Here is a 20,128-nt window from a genome sequence, read left to right on the forward strand (position 1 = left end):
CTGATGAACGACGATGGCTCGGTGATGAAGGGTCCGCAAGTCGCGGCGTTCGCCGACAAGCACAAGCTGAAACAGGTCACCATCGCAGACCTCATCAGCTTCCGGCAGGCCCGCGAGACGCTGATCGAGCGCGTCTCGAGCGTCACGGCGGAGAGCTCGATCGGCCCGCTCCAGGGCTATTCGTATCGCTCGCCGTTCGACCCCATTCATCACGTCGCCTATATCTACGGAGAACTGGGCGACGGCACCAACGTCCTCACGCGCTTCTATAAACCCAACATCCTGCGCGATTTGTTCTCGGGTCAGGAACAGGCCAAGATGAACGTCATTCTGCAACGCTTCAAGGATAATGGCAGCGGCGTGCTCGTCTATCTGCGCGACGGCGCGGCGGGCGTTCCGCCTGCGCCGCTAGGCCCGATCAGTTCGCGCGAAGACGACCGTAATCGGCAATGGCGCGAGATCGGTGTCGGCGCCCAGATCCTGCGGGATCTCAAGATCAGCTCCATCCGTCACCTCACGTCGTCGACGCATCACTTCAAGGGACTGTCAGGCTTCGGCATCGAGATCGTCCGAAACGAAGCGCTCTAACTCCAGCCATCCGCGTTTCGAAAGTCCATTGAGCGCGTCCCGCACCTCAGGCATCCGGCGAAGCTTGCAGTTCGTGTCGCGGCAGGTCTCCCCCGGGCCAGTCTGGCCGGCCTCGCGCTCGGAGAAGTAGGGCGCCGGCGATTTGCCAAGCGCCTTCTTGAACATGGTGATGAACGCGCTCACCGACTCGTAGCCGAGCGCCTCGGACACGGACTGAACCGTGTTGCCAGCAGACAATTTCTGGATGGCGACGATGATCTGAAGCTGCTGACGCCAGCGACTGAAGGTCATGCCGGTCTCGGCGAGCACAATGCGCATCAGCGTCCGCTCGCCGAGCGCGACGGCTTGCGCCCACTCCGCCACGGTCCTACGGTCGGCCGGATTGTCCATCAAGGCATCGGCGATCATACGCAGTTTCGAACTCCGCGTGATCGGAAGATGCAGCCGTTCGGTCGGCATGGCGATCAACTCGTTGAGGAGCACCGCGGCGATCTGCGCGGGCGGGCCGTCGGGATCGTAGAGCGGGGGCAGCGTCGCCATCCGATGGATCAGCTCGTGCAACAGCGGTGAGATCGACAGCGTGCAGCATTCCTGCGGCACGCTCGCCGCATCCATGTCCACATAGAGAAACAGCAGGCTGGCGTTGCCGCTGACGCGATTGCTGTGGGGCATACCGCCGGGAATCCAGACGCCGCAGCGCGGCGGGACCATCCACAGGCCGCTCGGCACTTCGCACGTCACACCGCCGCGCTGGGCGAGGACGAGCTGTCCCTTGCGATGGATGTGAACCGGCAGCTCGTCCTCCTGCTCCCGGGTATCCACCATGCCGGCCACGATCGGACGGTCCAAAATGTCAGGATCGAACCGCCGATAGTGCTGATAGAGCGTGCCGCGCATTGTCATCCTTTAGCAATTAATTGGCAGAATAACGAAATTCTCTCGACGCAGCAACGCCTATGGTCTCCGTGCTTCACGGACGATCACATCATGCCTTCACCATTTCTGTCTCGGCTTCTCGCAACAGCAGCGCCCGGCCGGCTCGATCCGAAATGGGCGCTGTTCTCTTCGAACTCCTTCATCGCGGCAATGCTCGCGATCTATTTTGCCTTCCGGCTCGGATTGGAGCGGCCGTATTGGGCGATGCTCACGGTCTATCTGACCGCACAGCCGTTCGCCGGCGCGGTTCGGTCACGCGCCGTCTACCGCTTTGTCGGGACATTGCTGGGCGCCTGCGTGGCGCTGGCGCTGGTCCCGATCCTGGTCGATCAACCCGCGTTATTGTCGGTTGCCGTTACCGCATGGGCCGGACTCTGCCTCTATATCTCCTTGCAGGATCGCACGCCGCGCAGCTATGCTTTCCTGCTGGCAGGCTACACCGCGACGACAATCGCGTTCTCGAGCGTCAACGTTCCGGCGATGGTATTTGTGACCGCGCTGTCGCGTGTCGAGGAGATCCTGCTCGGCATCGGCTGTGCGACCTTGGTGCACACCCTGCTGTTCCCGAGCGACGTCACTACTCCTGTGCTGAAATCCCTCTGCGCCGCATTGTCGGACGCCTTCGCCCGGACCACCGATGTGCTCTGCGCGCGCGTCGACAAGGCACCGAATACGGGTGTGCATGGTCTTGATGATGTCGCCGCGCATGCCGAGATCGCGCAAGCTGCGCTCGGCCTCGAGCCCAACCATCCATTCCCCCGATGCGGCGGATGCGGCGAGGCCCATCTTCTCCAAATGTTGAAGGCGACCGACCATCAGGCGCCGGATCTCGGGATCGGACTGGCCGGGGTTCTCTGGGCGAAGATCGATCGAGCCGGTCTCATCTGCCGCCAGCCGGATCTCCCGATCGAGCCGCGTCCTGTGCCGGCGCTTCATGCAGATTCCCGGCGTCGGTCCGATCGCGGCGCTGAGCTTCATGACCGCGGTAGCCCAGCGCTAATCTGTCGTCACCTGCACCGCGACTACTGCGCCGGTTTCAACCGCAGCCGCTGCGTGATCTTCGCCAAACCCGACGTGGAAGTCGGTCTCGCTAACCCACATCCGGTGCAGAATGCTTGCCAGCTTCCGTGCCACCGCGGTGATCGCGCACAGCATGCTCGACCGTTTGGCGATCCGCAGGCCCCATGCCCGCAGTGCCGATCATTCCTGACCCGCAGCAGCAGGCTTGCGGCCGCCTCGCAAAGCGCCTCGCGTACGGCGACGTCGCCTCGTTTGCTGATGCGTCCTTCGTAATCGATCGACGTGCCGGACTGGTGCCGCCTCGGCGCCAAGCCAAAATGCGCGCGCCGACCGTTTTCGATCTGGCAAAGCGATGAGGGTCATCAACGCCGACTTTGAACGACAGGGCCGCAACGGGACCGACGCCTGGAGCCGTCATCAAGCGCCGGCAGACAGCATCATGTTAGACCACCTGCAGCAGCGCACGATGGAGCCGATCGTATCCCTCGAGGATGGCGCGGCGCATATCTAACATTGCCTCGATGGTCATCACGAAGACGGGATCGCTGCGCTCGATCAGCTCGCGGACCCGGGCCTCAAAGGCACCGCGGGCGACGGCTCCAACGAGCGACCCATAGGCCCGCAGCGCGCCACGAATGTGGTTTTCGAGGTCGATCAGTTTGCGCCTAAGCAGCTTCCGGCTGATCAGCAGCGTGCGCATCTTCTGCATGTCGATATTCTGGACATGGACGGCGCGGTACCAGGCCAACCGCATCATCTGCGCAATGCCACGCGCATCATTCCGGTCGGTCTTGTTCCGCATCCTTCGGCGTGCAATCTGGTCATGGGCAGTTCACCAGCATCTTGTTCGCGAAGATCCTTCCATAGGTGCTGGAGGCATCGAGCGGACTGCCAGGTTTGCATGGCGCTTGTACACCGGGAGTTGCCCAACGGGGCCAACTGAGCACCGGTAACGGCAGGCTACGATCTTGCCAAGCGCTTCCGGTCCGTCCGATTTGTACGCTACGGCGCGCAGCGGTTAGCGGCGGGATCAGAGCGCCTTTTGTTTGGCACCGTAGGCGATATGGATCAACGCATCCCGGACAGTTGAGCAACGCGCAGATGGCGTCGAAACAAGTCAACAGCAACCTCGTCAGCTACCACAAATCCAGCGCCTTCCTAGGAGGCCCGCATCGACACCAAGGTCGCGCCATGGAAATGCCCATCTCGCTCAACGGCGCTCGATCCGATTCTGGCCGGGATCATCGGAGCACGTGCAGGAACCATGGTTGACAATGATAACAACGAGCGGCGCCGACTCGTCGAGTTCAAGGACGGTTGCCGCTATAGCAAATTCGGAAAGACTAAGGCCTACGAGCTGATCGCCCACGAGAGGATCAGGGCCTACAAGATGGGGGGCAAGACCATGATCGACCTCGACAGCGTGGATGAATATCACGCTTCGCTGCCGAGGCTCGAAACGAGGGCGAGCTAGGCCGCCGTCTGCGTAGCGAAACGGCGGGCGCATCGTCGCTCAGGCTATCAAGGCGATCAACTTTATGTTGTATTAAACGCACCGTTCGGCCCGCTAGGCCGCACGGTTACAGATGCCTGGTTCTTATTGTCCCAAAGCTGGCGCCGTACCACCTCGTCGCGCAGTGGCGCTCTTTTTCTCCGTACTATGGGCGAGCTGGGCTTCCGACTACATCGTCGTCGAACGCGACCTACTCGCTCAGCAGGTCGACGCGGTCGAGCGGACGCGTGCGCGCGGTGGTCGCCGCCGGGGCATTATCGCAGTCCATGGTCCGCAGCGCCTTGTTCAGTGTTTTCGGACATTAGGACGCTCTCGTCATTGGACGCCCAGCAGATCGCGGATCAGCGTCGCGCGATCCCGCGTTATCGATACCGGTTTCGCGTGCACGCGACATAGGCCCGCCCTTAACCTCGCGTTACGTTAGGTCGAGTCCCCGCTGGGACTTCGAGTCAGAACCGGGTTCGATTCCGGTCGGGGGCGATTTTGGAGACCGGAACGCGATGAGCGGTGCCTGCTGCCGAGGCAGCCTGCAGTTTTATTTTTGCCAGTAAATACAGTGCATCATATTGTTGTATTCCTGTGTCGGCAGCCCTCGATCGCGTTGAAAACACACGCAAAAATTCACCGCCTCCGTCCGTTTGGTGGCATTTTGTTGGTATCGGGAGAACAAACAATCGCGGCGATTTTTCGCCATTCCGAACAAGGGAATTGAGCAGATGGCCCGCCAGAACGATGGCGCGTGGCCAAGCTGATCAGGACCAACGTCGATCGACGCGCCGCCTGACATCTTTTCAGATTGAAGGGCCGACGTTTCGGCAAGCGTTGAGCAGTTTCGGATGAGACGAAGCCCTCACAAAGCGCAATCGGTTCAAAAATTACCGGCGACCAAATCGTAAGAGCCCCTACTGCCGCGGACGTACACCTTGGCAGCGGCGGCGCATATCAAGTCGCGATTGCAATCGAACACGCGGAGAAAGCCCGTTTCATCGTAACCGGCATCTGGTTGAATTCGCTTCAGCGCATCTTCGTCGATGAAAAACGATGCCTCGATAGCGCTGTCGTGTCCCCAGAATCGTACGGCACGCCGCGTGCGGTCGTATGAACGGCTATGGTTTGGAAACTCGATCATATGGTCGGGGCCGATCAGTTGTCGGTGAAGGAGACTTCCTTGCCGACTTATCCGATTTTGCGCCGGTCGATGGCCAATCTGCATCGACGCTCGCAACGGCCAAGCATGGCGAGGGGGAAAGAGCGTTAAGGCGATTGCGCCAACCCTTAAGTGGCTACGTTGAAAGCGAACTACAACTCTGCTCGCCCCTGTCACAGCAAATAGTTCTGCTTGACCTCGTTATTCCGCCGATGGGCATTATATCTCGAATATCACCGCGAGTTCACGGCTGTTATCGGTGACTGAGAGCATCGTGCTCCCGCCGCGACCAAGAGGCGGTCAATATGTCGAACATCTCCAAATTCGGACTCCGCGAGTGGCTGGTACCGCCGGTCCTGCTGCCGATCTTCTTCGCGCTTGTGATCGCTGGTGCGGTGCTCATTCAGTGGTAGTTGCTCGCCTGCGCGGGCCCGCGCCGCCAGCGCCAAAAGTCTCTGCATGATGGAACATTTCAGCAGCACGAGGGATACCCCAGCGAGGCAGCCATCGGGGGACGAGATACCTAGGATCAACTCGCACCCGCATTGCGGAGAGTTACCGATGACGTTCGGTCCGTCACGCAGTCCAGCCATCGTTCTCGTCGTAGAAGACGAGATGGTGCTCCGCATGCGCGCAGTTGGCATGGTGGAAGACGCCGGCTACACGCCGTTGGAAGCGCGGGATACCGACGAAGCCCTCGCAATCCTGAGCTCCAGATCCGACATCGCGCTCGTTTGCGCCGACATCCAGCTGCCGGGCAGCATGGACGGCATGGGCCTCGCGCGTACCGTGCGTAAACGGTGGCCGGCGATCGATATCATCCTGATGTCCGAGCAATTGAACCCGCCCAGCATCGATCTTCCCCCCCGCAGCAGATTCTACGGTAAGCCGCTCCAAGCCTGGCAGATCATAGCTGGGATTCGCACGATGATTGGCCACGCCTGAGGCGCCCAACATCGCCCGACCATCCGCGTCAAGCGGCCATCCAAACTAGCCCTCACCTCTCGTCGATCGGCAACATTATGGCGATCTTCCTCGTCCGGCATGTCACAACATATCGGTACCGGCGTGCGGTCAGGCTGGGCCGACATCAACTGATGGCGCGCCCGCGCGACAGTTTCGACCAGCGACTGATTGATTTCTCGCTCGATGTGACGCCCGCGCCCTCGGAGGTGAGGTGGCTGCACGACGTCTTCGGGAATTGTGTTGCGCAGGTCGAATTTGCCTGTGACAGCGACTACTTGCGATTCGAGTGTATCATCAAGGTCGACCACACGCCGGAGAATGCGCCCGACTTCAGAATTGAGGCCCACGCGAAGGACCATCCATTTGCGTATCAGGATGATGAGGCGCCGGACCTGGCACCCTATGTTCAAAGATGGTTCTCGCACCCGGAAGATCATCTCGGCCGGTGGCTGGATACGTTTCTCGTGCGCGGGACCAGACGCCGTACGGGCCAGGTCCTGATGACCCTCAATGAAGCAATCTCGGATGGCTTTGCATATGACCGCCGCACGGCGCCAGGAACGCAAAGTCCCTCCACGACACTTGAACGCAGGAAGGGCAGCTGTCGGGACTTTGCCGTCTTGATGATTGAAGCCGCGCGAAGCCTAGGTTTCGCCGCACGCTTTATCACCGGCTATATCTACGTACCGGATCGCGATGGTCCAGCCTGGCTGGGCGGGGGAGCCACTCATGCCTGGTGTCAGATTTACGTCCCCGGCTCCGGCTGGGTCGAGTTCGATCCGACCAATGGGATCGTCGGAAACCGAGATCTGATCCGCGTGGCGGTGGCCAGGGTCCCGAGCCAAGCTGTTCCCCTGTTTGGCAGTTATTGGGGAACTCGCGAGGATGAGCTTGGAATGGACGTGGACGTGAACGTCAAAACGACGTCAGCTCTGTCATAGAGTTGCTCAATGAACGGACAGGAACACGGCAACTACTAACGCGTTGGCACTTTTGCAGTGCTGCGCTGTGTCGACGAGCCATGCTCACGATTAGCAGCCGCGGGAATTTGTCGACTTTGGAGGACGCCGCGTGAAGATCCGGGTCGGCTATGAGATGATCTACGACTTTCCGCAGCCCACGCCCATGATCATGGTCCTGGGCGTTCATTTTTCCCGGGCATCGGACGTTATCGTCCCCGATTATCTGACCACCACGCCCTCGGTTGCGATCGTCCCCTATCGTGACGGCTTCGGTAACTGGTGCAGCCGCATCGTTGCGCCAGCGGGTCGAATGCGCCTGGCGGCTGACGGGATCGTTCGCGACACGGGCTTGCCGGACGTCGTTGTGCCCTCGGCTACCCAACACGCGGTCGAGGACTTGCCGGCAGAGACGATCGTGTATCTGCTCGGCAGCCGCTATTGCGAAACCGACCAGCTGTCCGATGTCGCGTGGAAACTCTTCGAGAAGGTCTCGCCCGGATGGGCCCGTGTTCAGGCGATCTGTGATTTCGTTCACAATCACATTGAATTCGGCTATGAGCACGCGCATGCAACCAAGACGGCCCGGGACGTCTTCAACGAGCGCAAGGGCGTGTGCCGGGACTTCGCGCATCTGGCCGTCACGTTCTGTCGCTGCATGAACATTCCCGCCAGATACTGCACCGGCTATCTCGGCGACATTGGTATGCCTCCCCCTTATGCCCCAGGGGACTTCGCGGGATGGTTCGAAGCCTATATCGGCGGGCGTTGGTACACATTCGATCCACGCAACAACGTCCCCCGGATTGGACGTGTGCTGATTTCTCAAGGACGTGACGCTGCCGACGTGCCGATTACCCAGACGTTTGGCCCCAACACCTTGGTCAGCTTCAAAGTGTGGACCGACGAGATCCCTTCTTCCTGAGCACAGGATACAGCGAGTCTGGACCCTGAATCGCTTGGAGAAATGATCGCGGACTTGCGACGGGATTTGTCAATACGAAACCGAGTTGGGCCTCTGCCGGAACGAATGTCGGTGGCGCAACTTGGTAAGCACGACCGGATGCAAACGCCCCCCAAAGCATCCGAGGAAATGACGGCCTCATTGCGCCCCCACGCTCTGGGGCCGTCGCTTGGGACGGTCCCTCTAGTCGCGCTCTCTCAGCACAGGCTTCTCGTGCAACACCGCACTCAACAACGAGTTGTGGACTTCGATGTGGCCGTTATAGCTGATGAGCCCCAATCTTCGAAACTTGTTCATGAAATAGCTGACCCGCGATCGTGTCGTTCCGATCATTTCAGCCAATGTCTCCTGATTGATGCTCGCGCTGATCGGCTGCGGACTGCCTTCCTTGCCGAAATTGGCGAGGAGCAACAGCAGACGAGCAAGCCGCCGTTCGCTGGAATTGAATAGCTGGTCGATCAGGTCCTCCTCGATCCGGCTATTTCGGGTCAAGAGATACGAAATGAACAGCTGGGAGAATTTCGGCTCGTCACGAATAGCCGACATCATCGATTCTCTGGTTATCGATGTGATGACGCAATCTTCCATCGCCGCTGTCGTCGACATCCGCAGAGGGTGACCATTCATGCACCCCTCGCCGAAGAACTGACCGGGCTCGAGAATGGCGACGACTGCTTCTTTGCCCTGCTCCGAAACGACCGTCAGCTTGACCTTGCCGCTTTGAATGTAGAACACTGAGTCAGCAGGGTCGCCTTGCTGAAACACAAGCTGGTTCTTGCGAAACGTCAGAATGGCTTTGCCGGTGCCCACCCTGGCGAGAAATTTCTGGGGGTCGAACATGTCCTTGGTCGACTTCGCCACGCGTGGACTCCCTTGGATCGACGAGACTTGCCCGCTTCGATCGATTGCCAAGCGAACGACTTTCTCGACCAAGCGACGAACAGCCGCTTCTTGCCGGCTGGAACTTGCGGGAGCGGACCCGTTGGGCAGACTTTACTCCTTGATTGTTCGCAATTCTAGGGAAGAGCCACTTTCCAAGCGGCGCGGCTCACTGTGCGCCCATCAGCGGGCGTTTTCGGTCATCTCAGACGAGGAGGCGCTGGCCCTGTGCGCGGCACGATCTTAAGGTAGAGCATAGAAGCCCGGCGGCGCGACGCGCTGGTCAATATAGCTCACCATGGAGAGGTTGACGGGATTATTGTAGAAGGCAGCAGCGACACGACTCTTTACTGAGTCTGCTTTGCATCCCTCGTTATTCGACCCTCCCATACCCATATCCTATCCTGTGTCTCTGATCGTGCCAGCCGGCAGGAGAGTGGCACCAGCTGCAGATATGAACAGTGGTCGACAATAGGAGGATGCCATGTCACTTGCGCAACTTCGGATCGATGACGGACCGCACACCATGGACGGGCTCCGGCTCATTGCGCGGGACGACAACAAACAGGTCGAGGCGTTCATGAGTCGGAAAGTGATGGACATCTGGGCGGAATCTGTCGAGCATCGCGGAGGACGCCAAAGTCTTTTCCGAGGTCAATACAACGCGCTCGGAAGACTGAACCTGCCCGCACTGCAACGGATTGTGCGCGCGAAATACGAGCGAGGTATCGCGTTCAACCGCCAACATCCCTTCGTCGAGGTTCTGTTCTCTGACATCGCCGAAAGTGGCGAGACTTTGAATCTAAGTGAACTGGTTCGAGAGACACTGCCGCCGGCATTTCACAGGCTGACCTAGGATCCTGAACGCTGTGACCGAAGCGTACGCTCCCGGCTGTCCTAGATGGGTTCAGGACAATTACTTGCAAGTTGAGCAATATTGACCAGCGGGGGGGGCATCAAGCCAGGTTCCATTATGGCTTCCGTAGCTCTTCAGTGAAGGAGAGCCAGCACGCCGCCTATCCATGGTTGATGTCATGCGGTCACTTCTGCGCAAGCGAACAGACAAACAAATCGGCTACAGCATCTCCCAACTTGTTCAATTGCGCCATCAGATGCTCCGATTTGCTCGGACGCTCCCGCCGGGACCTGACCGGAATCAGCGGCGGCAAATCGCGTCTTCCTTGCGAAGCCTTGCCAGACGCACGCGGTGAACCGGCTGTCTCCAGCCAGCAAAGTCAAACATTGCAAGGCAAGACACGTTCCTCATGCCCTTTCTGATCCCGGGAGCGCACCGGGGTATCCCGCTGAGAGCTCGAACGTCCAAACAGGTCCGTTTCCCCTCTAGGGCTCGCAAACCGGACTGCGCCCCGGCAACTGCGGAAAGCTTGCAAGAATGATGCATGATTCAAAGGGGTCGGATGGCAAATGTAATCGAACGGAATAACGTCCAGGTTCGTGGCGCGGGCGACAGGGCGATGGTCTTCGCCCACGGCTTCGGGTGCGATCAGAACATGTGGCGGTTCGTGGCTCCGGCGTTCGAAAAGGACTTCATGACCGTTGTGTTCGACCACGTCGGCGCCGGCGGATCCGATCTGTCGGCCTACGACAGGGCCAAGTATTCGACCTTGTCGGGTTACGCCGACGACGTGGTCGAAATCGGCACCGAACTTGGTTTGAAGGATTCCGTCTTCGTCGGACATTCCGTCAGCAGCATGATCGGCGTGCTGGCCGCGCGACAAGCGCCAGGCACGTTCGGCAAGCTCGTGCTCATCGGCCCTTCAGCCCGCTACATCGACGACGAAGGATATGTTGGCGGGTTCAGTGCCAAGCAGATCGATGAATTGCTCGAATTTCTCGAATCCAACCACATGGGTTGGTCGGCGCAGATGGCACCTATGATCATGGGCAATTCCGACCGGCCGGCTCTCGGTCAGGAGCTCACGAATAGCTTCTGCCGCACGGATCCCGATATTGCCAAAGCGTTCGCCCGAGTGACTTTCACCTCCGACAACCGTAAGGATCTCGCGGAGGTCTCCGTTCCGACCCTCGTCCTCCAATGCAGCGAAGACATCATCGCCTCCCAGGAGGTCGGCGATTTCGTTGCCCGTAGTATCCCCGGCGGTCGAATGATCGTCCTGAACGCGACCGGGCATTGCCCGAACCTCAGTGCGCCCGACGAGGTCATCGCGGCGATTCGAGCCTTCGTCTCGTGAGCGTCTCCGGTCCAGACTTCGAGGACATGGTCAACAACGCCCCGTGCGGGTACGTCACCCTGCACCCGAACGGCCGCATTGAGCATGTCAACCCGACCTTGCTGGCGTGGAGCGGGCACCCGGCAGACCAGATGGTCGGCAAGCGTTTCACCGATTTCCTGACCATGCCAGGCCGCATCTACTACGAAACTCATATCGCGCCGCTGCTGCGGATGCAGGGCTTCTTCAACGAATTCGCTATCGACATGGTGACCACTGCCGGTGAGCCGCTCCACATGATCGCCAACGCGAACGAGCGCCGCGATGCGGATGGAAAGCTGCTGCTGATCCGTCTTGCGTTGATCAAGGCGACCGACCGACGGCGCTACGAACAGGAGCTCCTCGCCGGCCGAGAATTGGCCATTGCTGCCGAAAGGGCGACGCAAGAAGTGCTGCTGCTCGAGCACGAAACCTCCGAACTGCGGGAACAGTTCATCGCCGTACTTGGTCACGATCTTCGCAATCCTCTCGCCTCCATCAGCGCCGGCGCGAGACTTCTCGGCCGTACCGTGCAGAATGAGAAGGAGCAGCAGATCGTCGCCATGATGCAGACGACGGTCATGCGCATGGCCTCGATGATCGACAACGTCCTCGACTTTGCACGCGGTCGTCTGGGCGGTGGCATTACCCTGGAATACGATGCGAAAGGACCGCTGGAGCCCGTCCTTGCCCAGGTGATCGACGAACTGAGGCTGGCTTCGCCCGGTCGCGTCATCGAATTCGAGTTTGCCGTCGACGGGCCGGTAAACTGCGATCGCATCCGCATCGGCCAGCTCCTTTCCAACTTGCTCGGCAACGCCGTGACGCATGGCACGGCCAACAAGCCCATCACCGTTCACGCCGAGACGCGAAATGGATTGTTCGAGCTCTGGGTCGCCAATGCGGGTGAGGCTATTCCGCAAACGGTGATGGACAAGCTGTTCGAACCGTTCTTCCGCGGCAAGGCCCGTGCGAGCAAGCAAGGGCTTGGACTTGGGCTGTACATCGCCTCTCAGATCGCAAAGGCGCATGGGGGCGCATTGACCGTCGCATCGACCCCCGCGGAGACCCGCTTTAGTTTCTCAATGCCGCTGGCGTAACCTGCATGCTGCAATGGCCGCCTTCCGACGGCGCGGTCCTCAATCTTCTCCCAAGAGCGACACCGGACTAGCCTTCGAGGACGTGCCCCAAAGCTCTTAGCGGACGCACGCGATCGCTGACGATCTTGAGGATGGCCAGCATCGGAACAGCCAGGATCGCGCCAGGCACGCCCCACATCCAGAACCAGAACACCAGCGACAGGATGACCAGCACCGGGTTCAGCGTGAAGCGTCGGGCAAGCAACATGGGTGTCAGGGTTTCGCCTTCGGCGAGGTGGATGCAGAAGTAGAGGGCCGGCGGCAGCAAGGCCCACCACAAGCTGTCGAAGCTCAACATTCCGGCCAGGAGGAAGATGACGGTGCCTAACAGTGGGCCCAGAATCGGAACGTAGTTGAGCAGGAAGGCCGCGGCTCCCCACAACAAGGGGTCTCCAAGCCCGCAGAAATACATCGCAACCGCCGTTGCAGCTCCCACCGCAGCGTTCATGGTAGTGATTGTAAGCAGGTAGGCAGATATGTCCGCTTCGATCTGCTGGGAGATGTCCACCGCCTGCCTCTTGTCGCGAAAACTTGGGAGGACCTCGACGATACGTCGCAGAAAAACGTCGCCTGCGACCAGGAGAAAGTAGAGCACCAGAACCGTGGTGAACAGGCCGTCGATGACAGCCCGCGTTCCAGCGAAGAGCGCGCCGGTCAGGCCGAGATCGCTGCGGACCGAAACCGTGGCTCCCTTTTTCTCGGGAGCGTCAGCGACGTGCTCGGCCTGCTGGATGACTTTCTGCAGCGCTTCGATCGGGCGCTTTAGAACGACCAGATGAGTTTCGAGGCGAGGCAGGCCCTCCGGCAATTTCTCCGCCCAAGACGCTGCCGGTAGCGACAAGGCTGCCACGAAGCCCACGAGCGCTCCGACGACCACCAGGATCGCCAAGAGTGCTCCTATGGCACGCGGAAGACCTATACGCTCAAGCAGATGCACGACGGGGTGCAGAATGAGCTGCAGCACGAAGGCGAGCACCACGGGCAATATGATCGAGCTTGCCACATGGATGGCTGCGAGCACGGCCAGTGTTAGCAGACTACCGAGAAAGAACGTCTGCGGGCTGGACGGCAGCGGCATTTCGATATCGTCGGCCGCCTGCGGTGGCGAGGCAACCGGTTCCGGTACGCCGACATTCTGCCCTGGGGACCAGGGGGGCTCATGCGGCAACTTTGACAGCGAGACCACGACGCTTTTCTCCATCCCGATCCAGGGGCCTGCCCCAACCCGCTGAGTCAGCTTCGCACCGGTCGGAAGGGCGCGATGCGGCTGCAGGAGCCTCTAGCCGGATAAGCAGTCGGTCCGGCTGGACGGTTCGGCCGCGGCGGGCCTCTTCGCCAACTGAAGAATAAGGAGAACACGTGGCCCCGCCGGAGCGTTCCTAGGCGCTCGCGAACCGATGCGGCGCATTCCCGCCAATCTCGGTCTCGGCAGCGGCTTCATCGATGGCCGCCAGCAACCGAGCCGTGGCAGACTGTTGGATCATGTGCCCTGCCCCAGCGACGCGGTGCAGCTTGCTGTGAGTGACTTCGCCGTGAAGTCTGACCGATTGCTTGTTGATGTCGATGAGGCGATCATCATCGCCGGCGATGATGATGATGGGCATCCTAAGTTGGTCGTAGGTCTTGGACGAGGCAAATGCGGCGGGGATCATCAACGTTGCCTCCGCCGCGCTGGCACGCATCTGTGACGGTCGCAACGCCAATTCCTTGGGGAAGCCGACGAACTTGTCAGGGACTGGCCGCGGACCGAACATCTTGCGCAACATGGAAGGCCACAAGAGGCGGCTGACGATCGGCGAGATGGTGTGACTGATGGCATCGCCGATGCCGGGTATCGCTGACATCGAAGATGCCGCCGCGTCAGCACGAACGGTTGGAAAATAGTATCCCGACGCCAGCACCAAGGCTTCGACAAATGACGAATGTCTTGTCGCCAACGCTAGAGCGACCGCCGCACCCCATGAATGTCCAAGCACGATCGCCCGCTGAACGCTCAGACGATCAAGTGCCTTTCTGAACAGGTCTGCCTGTGCTTCCGGGGTCCAGATCACGTTTCGTGGCCGCGAGCTGTGTCCAAATCCGGGGCGGTCGAATACGATCACCCGAAACCTGTTGGCCGCGAGATCGATCAGGCCGCTTGATTCAAAATCCTGGATCATGCTGCCGTTGCCGTGCAGGAGCACAAGCGGACGCCCATTGCCACGTTCCACGTAGTGCAGTCGGACGCCATCGATCTCCAGGAACTGCCCACGAGGCGGGTTATCGCGTTCCGCTTTCTTGGCGACTCGCCCATTTACGATCGCTATGGCGCCGAGAAGGGAAGCCGCCCCAGCAAATGCCATAAGCGCGGGATGTCGCCGCAAGGCCGTGGTGTAGTCGGACCGGAGCGAGAGGGAGCGTGTTCGCGGGGATGCCATGTGCAGTACCTCAGGTGGCATGCACGATGACTCAGGCAAATTGAGAAATGTTGCAGGCTCATCCTCAACGGTCGCCGCCGAGTCTTCGTTCCAAACGCAACTTGGAGCGCCTCGTTGTCGCTCTCGCCGGTTCAAGATTACTCCGACCGATCAGCCCAGCGCTGAAGGCAATAAATGATGGCATGGAACATGTCGACGTTGGTCTTGTTCAACATTGTTACTCTTACCGAGAAAGCGACTGGATCAATGGCAAACAACAAAAACCCGGATGAGAAGCAGCCCGGTGAAAATCCGAAAGGTAAGTACCATTACAATCCGGGAAATATGGCGGGAAAAACGCCCGGTGACGCGGAGCAGACTGACGAAAATCGGGGCACTCCGTCTCGGCACAAAGAGAAGCCCGCCGAATAGGCCCGCGACTTTACCCTCTTCGTAGCGGTCGCGGAATGAACCTGAAAGACCAACTCAGGCACCTTCCGAGAACCGGCTCATCGCAAGACGCGCGTCCGACGATGAGCCATCCCGGGTGGATGACGCAAGCTGAGGGGTCAGGTATCGCGCCATAGACCAATATGACAATCCCACGATGGGAGAGTTGTTCCTGTCAGAACGTGGCGAGGGCAAGCTTGTCCCGCCTCTGCCTGCGCTCCGAGACACAACTTGGCTGCCAGCGCCTGATGCCGCGAATTAGGTTCTTTTGCTGGCATGCTGTCGGTCTTTGAGGCGCCGCCTGCCATGCTTTCGCTGCACAATGGGAGTTCATATGAAAATGCCTGTTCACTCATCTGAAGAGCCCGAGCCGAGAGCACCACGCGCTGATAGACTGCCGATGGAAGGATTTGCGATCGTTGTCGACGGGCACTTCAAGTCAAGGTTTGATACCGCGGAAGCCGCCGAGTCGTCGGGTCGCGCACTTAAATCGACCTACCCGATGCTCCGGATCGAAATTTATGACGCCGTGACAACCGCCCGAACCTTATTGGGCTGAGAAATCAACTCTCCGAGGATGCTCATCAGGAGCGGAAAGGGCCTTGCTCGGCAAAGAGCCGCATCGTCGAGCAAACGGTGACGAGTTGTCTTCGCTACGGAGCGAAAGCCGGCGCACTCGGAGACATGCAGTGGGGGCGCAATCGAAGACGGCCGCTGGACACAGCGAACTATCTAACGCAGGCGCTACGCTGCCGCTCACCGCGAGCCGTTGCTCGGAATCACAATTCACGAAAAACAGTTGGCTGCGCCAACCGAAATTTAGAACCATCGGTCTACGATGACTATCCAAAGCCTAATCGGCGCAAGCCGCTGCCCATTGCCCTCACGTCTTACGACGGGCTTTGGTCGCAAGTCCGCTCCGGTATTACGAACCGCATCTGTCAGCATCTGACGGAGTTCAGCCTTCGTCGCCGCGTTGTCGATTTTTGCCAGTTTGTCATTCATTTTATATGAGAACGCCGGCGGTCGTTCAAGCTGGATTTTCGACGGCGACGAGCGCGGAAGGAAACCGGCATAGCGCGAAGGGCCATCTTCTTTGCGTTCTAAGAAACAACCCCGCGGCCGTTAAACCGGTCGCGGGTTTGCGAAGCCAGGGGCCCTGCCAGTACATCCGTGGTCAAAGCAGCATGGCATCCTATGCGCGCTTACGCGACGCGCAGATTCTCTGCTGCGGACTTGCCGGTCCGGCGGTCAGCAACGACGTCGAAGGACACCTTTTGTCCTTCATCGAGACCGCTCATGCCGGCGCGTTCAACCGCGCTGATATGAACGAAGACGTCTTGGCTTCCTTGGTCTGGTTGAATGAAGCCGAAGCCTTTTTGGCCGTTAAACCACTTCACAGTTCCCGTATTCATGGGTGATCTTCCTTTGGGATAGATGTTCGGAGCCGCGCTCGAGCGCGCAGCAAGCTAAGCGAGATCTGGAGGGAGGTCGTCAGTCAGGCGCGCTGAAAGCGGCGAGGCCAAGTCGTTCGGCCGAAACTCGATAATTACCATATGGCTATTGCTTGTTCGTTCCGCAAGTGGCCGTGGTGAGGGAGAGCCCGCGTTACTGCAACACAAGGGGAGCTGGCAGTGGCCCCGTACGGGTCAAGCACACGCGCCGTCCGCCGATCTGCTGACAGCCGCACTCTCGAAGGGAACAAAGGGTGAGAAGACGGTTTGAATCTGGCGGCAGAACCAGGAGACTGGGAGCCGCGAAGAAAAGCCGTTCGGTGTAACGCCCGGCGGCTTTTGTTTGATGGGGCATCTCTCGATGCCTGTGACGTGTCGTCCCCCGCCTCAAGCAAGGGCACCGAGTTGAGAGCACCTCACTGGGGTCTGCATGTCCAAGCGACCTCGCCGCCTTTTCCTCTGTGCGCAACCAGGACGGAGGAACACTCCGCCCCCAGTCGGTTTGGCTCCCCAAGCAGCATTTTTGTGATGCGGTGCTTTAACACTCGCGCGAATCGGAATTGGCATGGCTTCCGTCATAGTGGGGCTGAACAGATACTTCGCATTGATCGAGCGTCGAGTGCCCACGAAAGTGGGGACTTTCATTCGCTGGCTGCGAGAGCCATCCAAATTCTGGATCCGTGTCATTGTCGCGGGGATATTAATTCTCGGGGGCGTCTTCAGCTTCTTGCCCCTCTTCGGTCTCTGGATGCTCCCCCTTGGGCTTCTTCTCATCGCGCAGGACATGCCGGTCCTGCAAAAGCCTCTCCTCGCCATGTTGCGATGGATTGAGCTGAAGTGGAAGTGGCTGAGGCGACGGTTCAGAGCGAGGTCGTCATAACGGCGACGGCCAATTGCGGAAGCAACCAGATGACGCGACCGTCCCACCCGCGGCGTCGGGGCAATCCCCCTATTTGGAACGTTGTGGCTAAGCTAGGCTTGGTCCAGCAGGAGGTCACCATGACCAAACCATCAGGCCACGGCATCATGCGCGTACGCGGAGAAGACCAGCCGGCGGACAAGGAGCGTGCCCAACTGGCTCAAAAAATTGAACTTGGCCACACGCCCCCTGAGATCAAGGAAGAGGCGAACGACCGGGACTGAACGGCAAATATCGTGCGCAAGCGCGAGGGCTCGCCAGCAGGATCCCGCCAAATAACAGGCTGCTTTCTGTGCTCGGTCATATGGCGGAACGTCCCGGATGCCCTCCCGTTCCTTCATTCCGGAGCCGGTAATCCGGGTGTGGACAGCCATTCGCTGATTTGAGCCCCGGTCTCCGCCTGCCGAGCTTTGCGGATTGTGTGTTCCCGCTCGATACCTGGCGGGAGCGACTTTGCCTTTTGACGAAGGACTCGCCCGTGTTCGGCAAGGCGTTCTTCAAAGGAGGTGGTCTGCTTGAGACGGCGTCGCTGCATAGCGTGCTCCTTTTCCCAGGGAAGGCGGGAGCGCGACAGCGTTCTCGTCACCGACAGATGCCGAGGGCCGCGCGGTGATGCAATGACAGTAGCAAGTTACGGTCCGACGCGCTGGTCAATACTGATCATAGCGGCGCCAAAGGCCCCTTCAGCAACCTGTTGCGCCGGACAAGCAACGCTCTTCACGGTCAGGCAGCAAGCTCTCGGAGCGCCGAGATGATCGCCTCCGACGGGTACGGCTTGTGGAAGAACCTTGCCCCATCGGGCAGCTCAGAACCTTTGACGAGATGGCCCGAGACGATCAGGAGCCTGATCGGTGGCCATCTTTCGCGAACGGCTTCCGCGAGCCCAACGCCGTCCATCGAACCAGGCATCCTGACATCTGTGAAGACAACGCAGACATCCTGTCGGGCTTCGAGTATTCTGATGGCCTCATCGGCATTGCCGGCAAGCAGCGGATGCAGTCCCGCATCCTCGACGAGGTCGTTCGCCATCAAGAGGAGCATTGGTTCATCCTCGACGACCAAGACGCAACTGCCACGAGGAGAGCTTTGCTCTGGCATATTAGTCCTTTCTAATGCAGGAGACGTCACCGGCCGGGATATCCCGCAGTCACGCCATTAAGCCATCGCAGCAGCCGGCGTTCCGAATGGCCGCTTCTTTTCTGATCAGTCTTTCTGGCGGACCCAATGCGGCTAACGGTTAGCGAGAGGTTTCGCCGTGCGCCGCCACGACTTCCGCCGAATGACCGCAGCACTCGCCTCGCTCGGCAATGTGCGTCCAGCGGCCTTGCCCGATCATCGCCGCAAGGTTAGCGCGTCGACGCCGCAAGCCCTTTCCATAAGGAAGCATGACTGGTCATTTGCGCGGCAGTCGGATTGAAAAGCGCGTGCCTGTTTGTTCGCTGGATACCACAGAGATCTCGCCGCCATGGGCTTCGACGATCAATTTCGCGATGTGGAGGCCAAGGCCAAGGTGGGTACTGTGCTCCGACGGGTCACCGACTTCCTGGCCTCGCGTCCAGGATTGGAAGATTGATTTTTGCGCATCAAGCGGGATCGAGGTTCCGAGATTGTGCACTTCGATGGTCATAGCATCGGGATCGTTACCTGCGACAGTCACCGTGATGGGCGACGCTGCGTCGCCATAATGGACTGCGTTGCCCATCAGGTTGGACAGCACCTGTCCAAGGCGGGCGGGGTCGCAGGAAACCAACGGATCGCCCTCCTTCGTGACCTCGAGTTTCCGATCTGGGTTGACGGCGCGAAACTCATCCGCGATTTCCTGACACAAAGCCGCAACGTCGTTGTTGGTCTTTGTGACGGGGATTTGAGTGCCGAAGGACGAGCGGGTGAGATCGAGCAGATCGTTCAGAATTTGTGTCGCCCGCCCGGCCGCCAGCCTGATCTCGGAAACTACCCTGGCCTGCTTTGCGTCGGTTGTCCCAGATCGCTCCATCCACTGAGCGCCCATTGAAACGGCACCGAGAGGATTGCGCAGGTCGTGGCCGAGGACGCCCAGAAACAGGTTGCGCGAGTCGTTTATCGTCTTCGTATAGTGGGCAACCGACTCGGTCACGGCCTGATCGATCGCTTCGTTGAACCGCGTCAAGTCCTCGATATCGGTGTCCGCAAGGCTCCGATGGTGGGCAACCCATTGCTTGACCACGCTTGCGCGAAGCGCCCTGTATTCCGACACCATCTGATCGATGTCAAAGCCGTCGGCCAGACGCAGAGCGGCATGGAGTTCAGCCGCGCTTTGAGAAAAGGCGCTATCATTCGTGCCGTCGCCTCGCGATTTATCAAATTGCTCCCGCGGGGTTTGTGCGGTTTCGAGGTCGTCCGCCACGAACCCGAGAAGATCGACGATATGATCTTCCAGAGCCAACTTCGTCATCCGGTCGCTGGCCGGTGATAGAGTTCGAGCGAACTCCGTCCATTCCTTCACGATCGGAGCCTGGTTCTGTCGAATGAAGTCAGCCAGGCGTTCGTACGTTGGCCGCTCAGTGGAATTGCTCAAGCCGGCCCCCCCA

Annotated in this window: 21 protein-coding genes and 3 pseudogenes; 12 read left to right on the plus strand and 12 right to left on the minus strand. The window is 59.7% G+C overall.

Annotated elements, in window-relative coordinates; translation table 11 throughout:
- A pseudogene (locus IC66_RS0120235) lies at nt 1-588 on the plus strand (3,4-dihydroxy-2-butanone-4-phosphate synthase); the annotation flags it as partial.
- On the opposite strand, the gene IC66_RS0120240 reads toward IC66_RS0120235, so the two are convergent.
- Nucleotides 547-1,485 (minus strand): AraC family transcriptional regulator, encoded by a 939-nt coding sequence (locus IC66_RS0120240; RefSeq protein WP_038948807.1) that lies wholly within the window; start codon nt 1,483-1,485, stop codon nt 547-549. The pseudogene IC66_RS0120235 and the gene IC66_RS0120240 sit on opposite strands and share 42 nt — an antisense overlap.
- A 189-nt stretch (nt 1,486-1,674) precedes the next feature.
- Between IC66_RS0120240 and IC66_RS48355 the strand changes: the two are divergent.
- Nucleotides 1,675-2,133, plus strand: a pseudogene (locus IC66_RS48355) (FUSC family protein); the annotation flags it as partial.
- A gap of 69 nt (nt 2,134-2,202) precedes the next feature.
- On the opposite strand, the pseudogene IC66_RS48360 reads toward IC66_RS48355, so the two are convergent.
- The 3 genes and pseudogenes from IC66_RS48360 to IC66_RS42610 all read right to left on the minus strand — a co-directional run.
- Nucleotides 2,203-2,442, minus strand: a pseudogene (locus IC66_RS48360) (DUF3363 domain-containing protein); the annotation flags it as partial.
- 104 nt (nt 2,443-2,546) lie between these two features.
- Complete coding sequence (locus IC66_RS49230) at nt 2,547-2,855, minus strand: transposase (protein WP_212481214.1); 309 nt, start codon at nt 2,853-2,855, stop codon at nt 2,547-2,549.
- Between the two features lie 131 nt (nt 2,856-2,986).
- Nucleotides 2,987-3,346, minus strand: coding sequence for an IS110 family transposase (locus IC66_RS42610; RefSeq protein WP_049806576.1), 360 nt, complete (start codon nt 3,344-3,346; stop codon nt 2,987-2,989).
- Between the two features lie 462 nt (nt 3,347-3,808).
- Between IC66_RS42610 and IC66_RS0120255 the strand changes: the two genes are divergently transcribed.
- On the plus strand, nt 3,809-4,018 hold the full coding sequence (locus IC66_RS0120255) for a helix-turn-helix domain-containing protein (protein ID WP_038948811.1): 210 nt from the start codon (nt 3,809-3,811) through the stop codon (nt 4,016-4,018).
- Between the two features lie 907 nt (nt 4,019-4,925).
- On the opposite strand, the gene IC66_RS0120260 is transcribed toward IC66_RS0120255, so the two are convergent.
- Nucleotides 4,926-5,186: a DUF1488 domain-containing protein gene (locus IC66_RS0120260; RefSeq protein WP_028140608.1), complete on the minus strand. Its 261-nt coding sequence runs from the start codon at nt 5,184-5,186 to the stop codon at nt 4,926-4,928.
- A 579-nt stretch (nt 5,187-5,765) separates the two neighbouring features.
- Here IC66_RS0120260 and IC66_RS0120270 point away from each other — a divergent pair.
- From IC66_RS0120270 to IC66_RS0120280, 3 genes are all read left to right on the plus strand, one after another.
- Nucleotides 5,766-6,149 carry a response regulator gene (locus IC66_RS0120270; protein ID WP_028140609.1) on the plus strand — a complete coding sequence of 128 codons (384 nt, stop codon included), beginning with the start codon at nt 5,766-5,768 and terminating at the stop codon, nt 6,147-6,149.
- A gap of 77 nt (nt 6,150-6,226) precedes the next feature.
- Entirely contained in the window at nt 6,227-7,111 is an 885-nt protein-coding gene (locus tag IC66_RS0120275) for a transglutaminase family protein (protein ID WP_028140610.1), read from the plus strand.
- 130 nt (nt 7,112-7,241) lie between these two features.
- Complete coding sequence (locus IC66_RS0120280; protein ID WP_028140611.1) at nt 7,242-8,054, plus strand: transglutaminase-like domain-containing protein; 813 nt, start codon at nt 7,242-7,244, stop codon at nt 8,052-8,054.
- 222 nt (nt 8,055-8,276) lie between these two features.
- Here IC66_RS0120280 and IC66_RS0120285 read toward each other — a convergent pair whose 3' ends face one another.
- On the minus strand, nt 8,277-8,954 hold the full coding sequence (locus IC66_RS0120285; protein WP_028140612.1) for a Crp/Fnr family transcriptional regulator: 678 nt from the start codon (nt 8,952-8,954) through the stop codon (nt 8,277-8,279).
- Nucleotides 8,955-9,456: 502 nt separating this feature from the next.
- On the opposite strand from IC66_RS0120285, the gene IC66_RS0120290 reads away from it, so the two are divergent.
- The 3 genes from IC66_RS0120290 to IC66_RS0120300 all read left to right on the plus strand — a co-directional run bounded on the left by IC66_RS0120290 (nt 9,457) and on the right by IC66_RS0120300 (nt 12,303).
- Complete coding sequence (locus IC66_RS0120290) at nt 9,457-9,828, plus strand: hypothetical protein (RefSeq protein WP_028149229.1); 372 nt, start codon at nt 9,457-9,459, stop codon at nt 9,826-9,828.
- A 562-nt stretch (nt 9,829-10,390) separates the two neighbouring features.
- Nucleotides 10,391-11,185 carry an alpha/beta fold hydrolase gene (locus IC66_RS0120295; RefSeq protein ID WP_028140614.1) on the plus strand — a complete coding sequence of 265 codons (795 nt, stop codon included), beginning with the start codon at nt 10,391-10,393 and terminating at the stop codon, nt 11,183-11,185.
- A complete protein-coding gene (locus IC66_RS0120300) occupies nt 11,182-12,303 on the plus strand; it encodes a PAS domain-containing sensor histidine kinase (protein ID WP_028140615.1) in 1,122 nt (373 codons plus the stop codon). Before IC66_RS0120295 ends, IC66_RS0120300 begins: the two co-directional genes overlap by 4 nt.
- Before the next feature lie 67 nt (nt 12,304-12,370).
- On the opposite strand, the gene IC66_RS0120305 is transcribed toward IC66_RS0120300, so the two are convergent.
- Nucleotides 12,371-13,543, minus strand: a complete 1,173-nt coding sequence (locus IC66_RS0120305; protein WP_038944704.1) for an AI-2E family transporter — start codon at nt 13,541-13,543, stop codon at nt 12,371-12,373.
- Nucleotides 13,544-13,721: 178 nt separating this feature from the next.
- On the minus strand, nt 13,722-14,759 hold the full coding sequence (locus tag IC66_RS0120310) for an alpha/beta fold hydrolase (protein WP_028149230.1): 1,038 nt from the start codon (nt 14,757-14,759) through the stop codon (nt 13,722-13,724).
- A 189-nt stretch (nt 14,760-14,948) separates the two neighbouring features.
- On the opposite strand from IC66_RS0120310, the gene IC66_RS43530 reads away from it, so the two are divergent.
- Together IC66_RS43530 and IC66_RS43535 are read left to right on the plus strand one after the other, a co-directional pair.
- Nucleotides 14,949-15,170, plus strand: a complete 222-nt coding sequence (locus IC66_RS43530) for a hypothetical protein (RefSeq protein ID WP_143279354.1) — start codon at nt 14,949-14,951, stop codon at nt 15,168-15,170.
- A gap of 352 nt (nt 15,171-15,522) precedes the next feature.
- Nucleotides 15,523-15,747, plus strand: a complete 225-nt coding sequence (locus tag IC66_RS43535) for a hypothetical protein (RefSeq protein ID WP_028149231.1) — start codon at nt 15,523-15,525, stop codon at nt 15,745-15,747.
- A gap of 646 nt (nt 15,748-16,393) precedes the next feature.
- Here the strand turns inward: IC66_RS43535 and IC66_RS0120315 are convergent.
- On the minus strand, nt 16,394-16,603 hold the full coding sequence (locus tag IC66_RS0120315) for a cold-shock protein (RefSeq protein WP_014493181.1): 210 nt from the start codon (nt 16,601-16,603) through the stop codon (nt 16,394-16,396).
- Between the two features lie 1,038 nt (nt 16,604-17,641).
- Between IC66_RS0120315 and IC66_RS0120325 the strand changes: the two genes are divergently transcribed.
- On the plus strand, nt 17,642-17,785 hold the full coding sequence (locus IC66_RS0120325; protein ID WP_240536492.1) for a hypothetical protein: 144 nt from the start codon (nt 17,642-17,644) through the stop codon (nt 17,783-17,785).
- Nucleotides 17,786-17,898: 113 nt separating this feature from the next.
- Here the strand turns inward: IC66_RS0120325 and IC66_RS48370 are convergent, their stop codons facing one another.
- The 3 genes from IC66_RS48370 to IC66_RS0120335 form a co-directional block, all read right to left on the minus strand.
- Nucleotides 17,899-18,096 (minus strand): hypothetical protein, encoded by a 198-nt coding sequence (locus IC66_RS48370; protein WP_080670088.1) that lies wholly within the window; start codon nt 18,094-18,096, stop codon nt 17,899-17,901.
- 188 nt (nt 18,097-18,284) lie between these two features.
- Complete coding sequence (locus IC66_RS0120330) at nt 18,285-18,623, minus strand: response regulator (protein WP_256379480.1); 339 nt, start codon at nt 18,621-18,623, stop codon at nt 18,285-18,287.
- 331 nt (nt 18,624-18,954) lie between these two features.
- Nucleotides 18,955-20,115, minus strand: a complete 1,161-nt coding sequence (locus tag IC66_RS0120335; RefSeq protein WP_028140621.1) for a sensor histidine kinase — start codon at nt 20,113-20,115, stop codon at nt 18,955-18,957.
- Nucleotides 20,116-20,128 lie beyond the last annotated feature (13 nt).

The sequence above is a fragment of the Bradyrhizobium genomosp. III genome, from assembly GCF_000261705.1.
In the GTDB taxonomy this organism is placed as follows: domain Bacteria; phylum Pseudomonadota; class Alphaproteobacteria; order Rhizobiales; family Xanthobacteraceae; genus Bradyrhizobium; species Bradyrhizobium ottawaense.

Coding starts and splice junctions, on each gene's coding strand:
- IC66_RS0120240 (WP_038948807.1), bottom strand. CDS start 1,485: ATGCGCGGCACGCTCTATCAGCACTATCGGCGGTTCGATCCTGACATT.
- IC66_RS43535 (WP_028149231.1), top strand. CDS start 15,523: ATGAAAATGCCTGTTCACTCATCTGAAGAGCCCGAGCCGAGAGCACCA.
- IC66_RS0120295 (WP_028140614.1), top strand. CDS start 10,391: ATGGCAAATGTAATCGAACGGAATAACGTCCAGGTTCGTGGCGCGGGC.
- IC66_RS43530 (WP_143279354.1), top strand. CDS start 14,949: ATGTCGACGTTGGTCTTGTTCAACATTGTTACTCTTACCGAGAAAGCG.
- IC66_RS42610 (WP_049806576.1), bottom strand. CDS start 3,346: ATGCGGAACAAGACCGACCGGAATGATGCGCGTGGCATTGCGCAGATG.
- IC66_RS0120260 (WP_028140608.1), bottom strand. CDS start 5,186: ATGATCGAGTTTCCAAACCATAGCCGTTCATACGACCGCACGCGGCGT.
- IC66_RS0120270 (WP_028140609.1), top strand. CDS start 5,766: ATGACGTTCGGTCCGTCACGCAGTCCAGCCATCGTTCTCGTCGTAGAA.
- IC66_RS0120315 (WP_014493181.1), bottom strand. CDS start 16,603: ATGAATACGGGAACTGTGAAGTGGTTTAACGGCCAAAAAGGCTTCGGC.
- IC66_RS0120310 (WP_028149230.1), bottom strand. CDS start 14,759: ATGGCATCCCCGCGAACACGCTCCCTCTCGCTCCGGTCCGACTACACC.
- IC66_RS0120325 (WP_240536492.1), top strand. CDS start 17,642: ATGACCAAACCATCAGGCCACGGCATCATGCGCGTACGCGGAGAAGAC.
- IC66_RS0120305 (WP_038944704.1), bottom strand. CDS start 13,543: ATGGAGAAAAGCGTCGTGGTCTCGCTGTCAAAGTTGCCGCATGAGCCC.
- IC66_RS0120255 (WP_038948811.1), top strand. CDS start 3,809: ATGGTTGACAATGATAACAACGAGCGGCGCCGACTCGTCGAGTTCAAG.
- IC66_RS48370 (WP_080670088.1), bottom strand. CDS start 18,096: ATGCAGCGACGCCGTCTCAAGCAGACCACCTCCTTTGAAGAACGCCTT.
- IC66_RS0120290 (WP_028149229.1), top strand. CDS start 9,457: ATGTCACTTGCGCAACTTCGGATCGATGACGGACCGCACACCATGGAC.
- IC66_RS0120275 (WP_028140610.1), top strand. CDS start 6,227: ATGGCGATCTTCCTCGTCCGGCATGTCACAACATATCGGTACCGGCGT.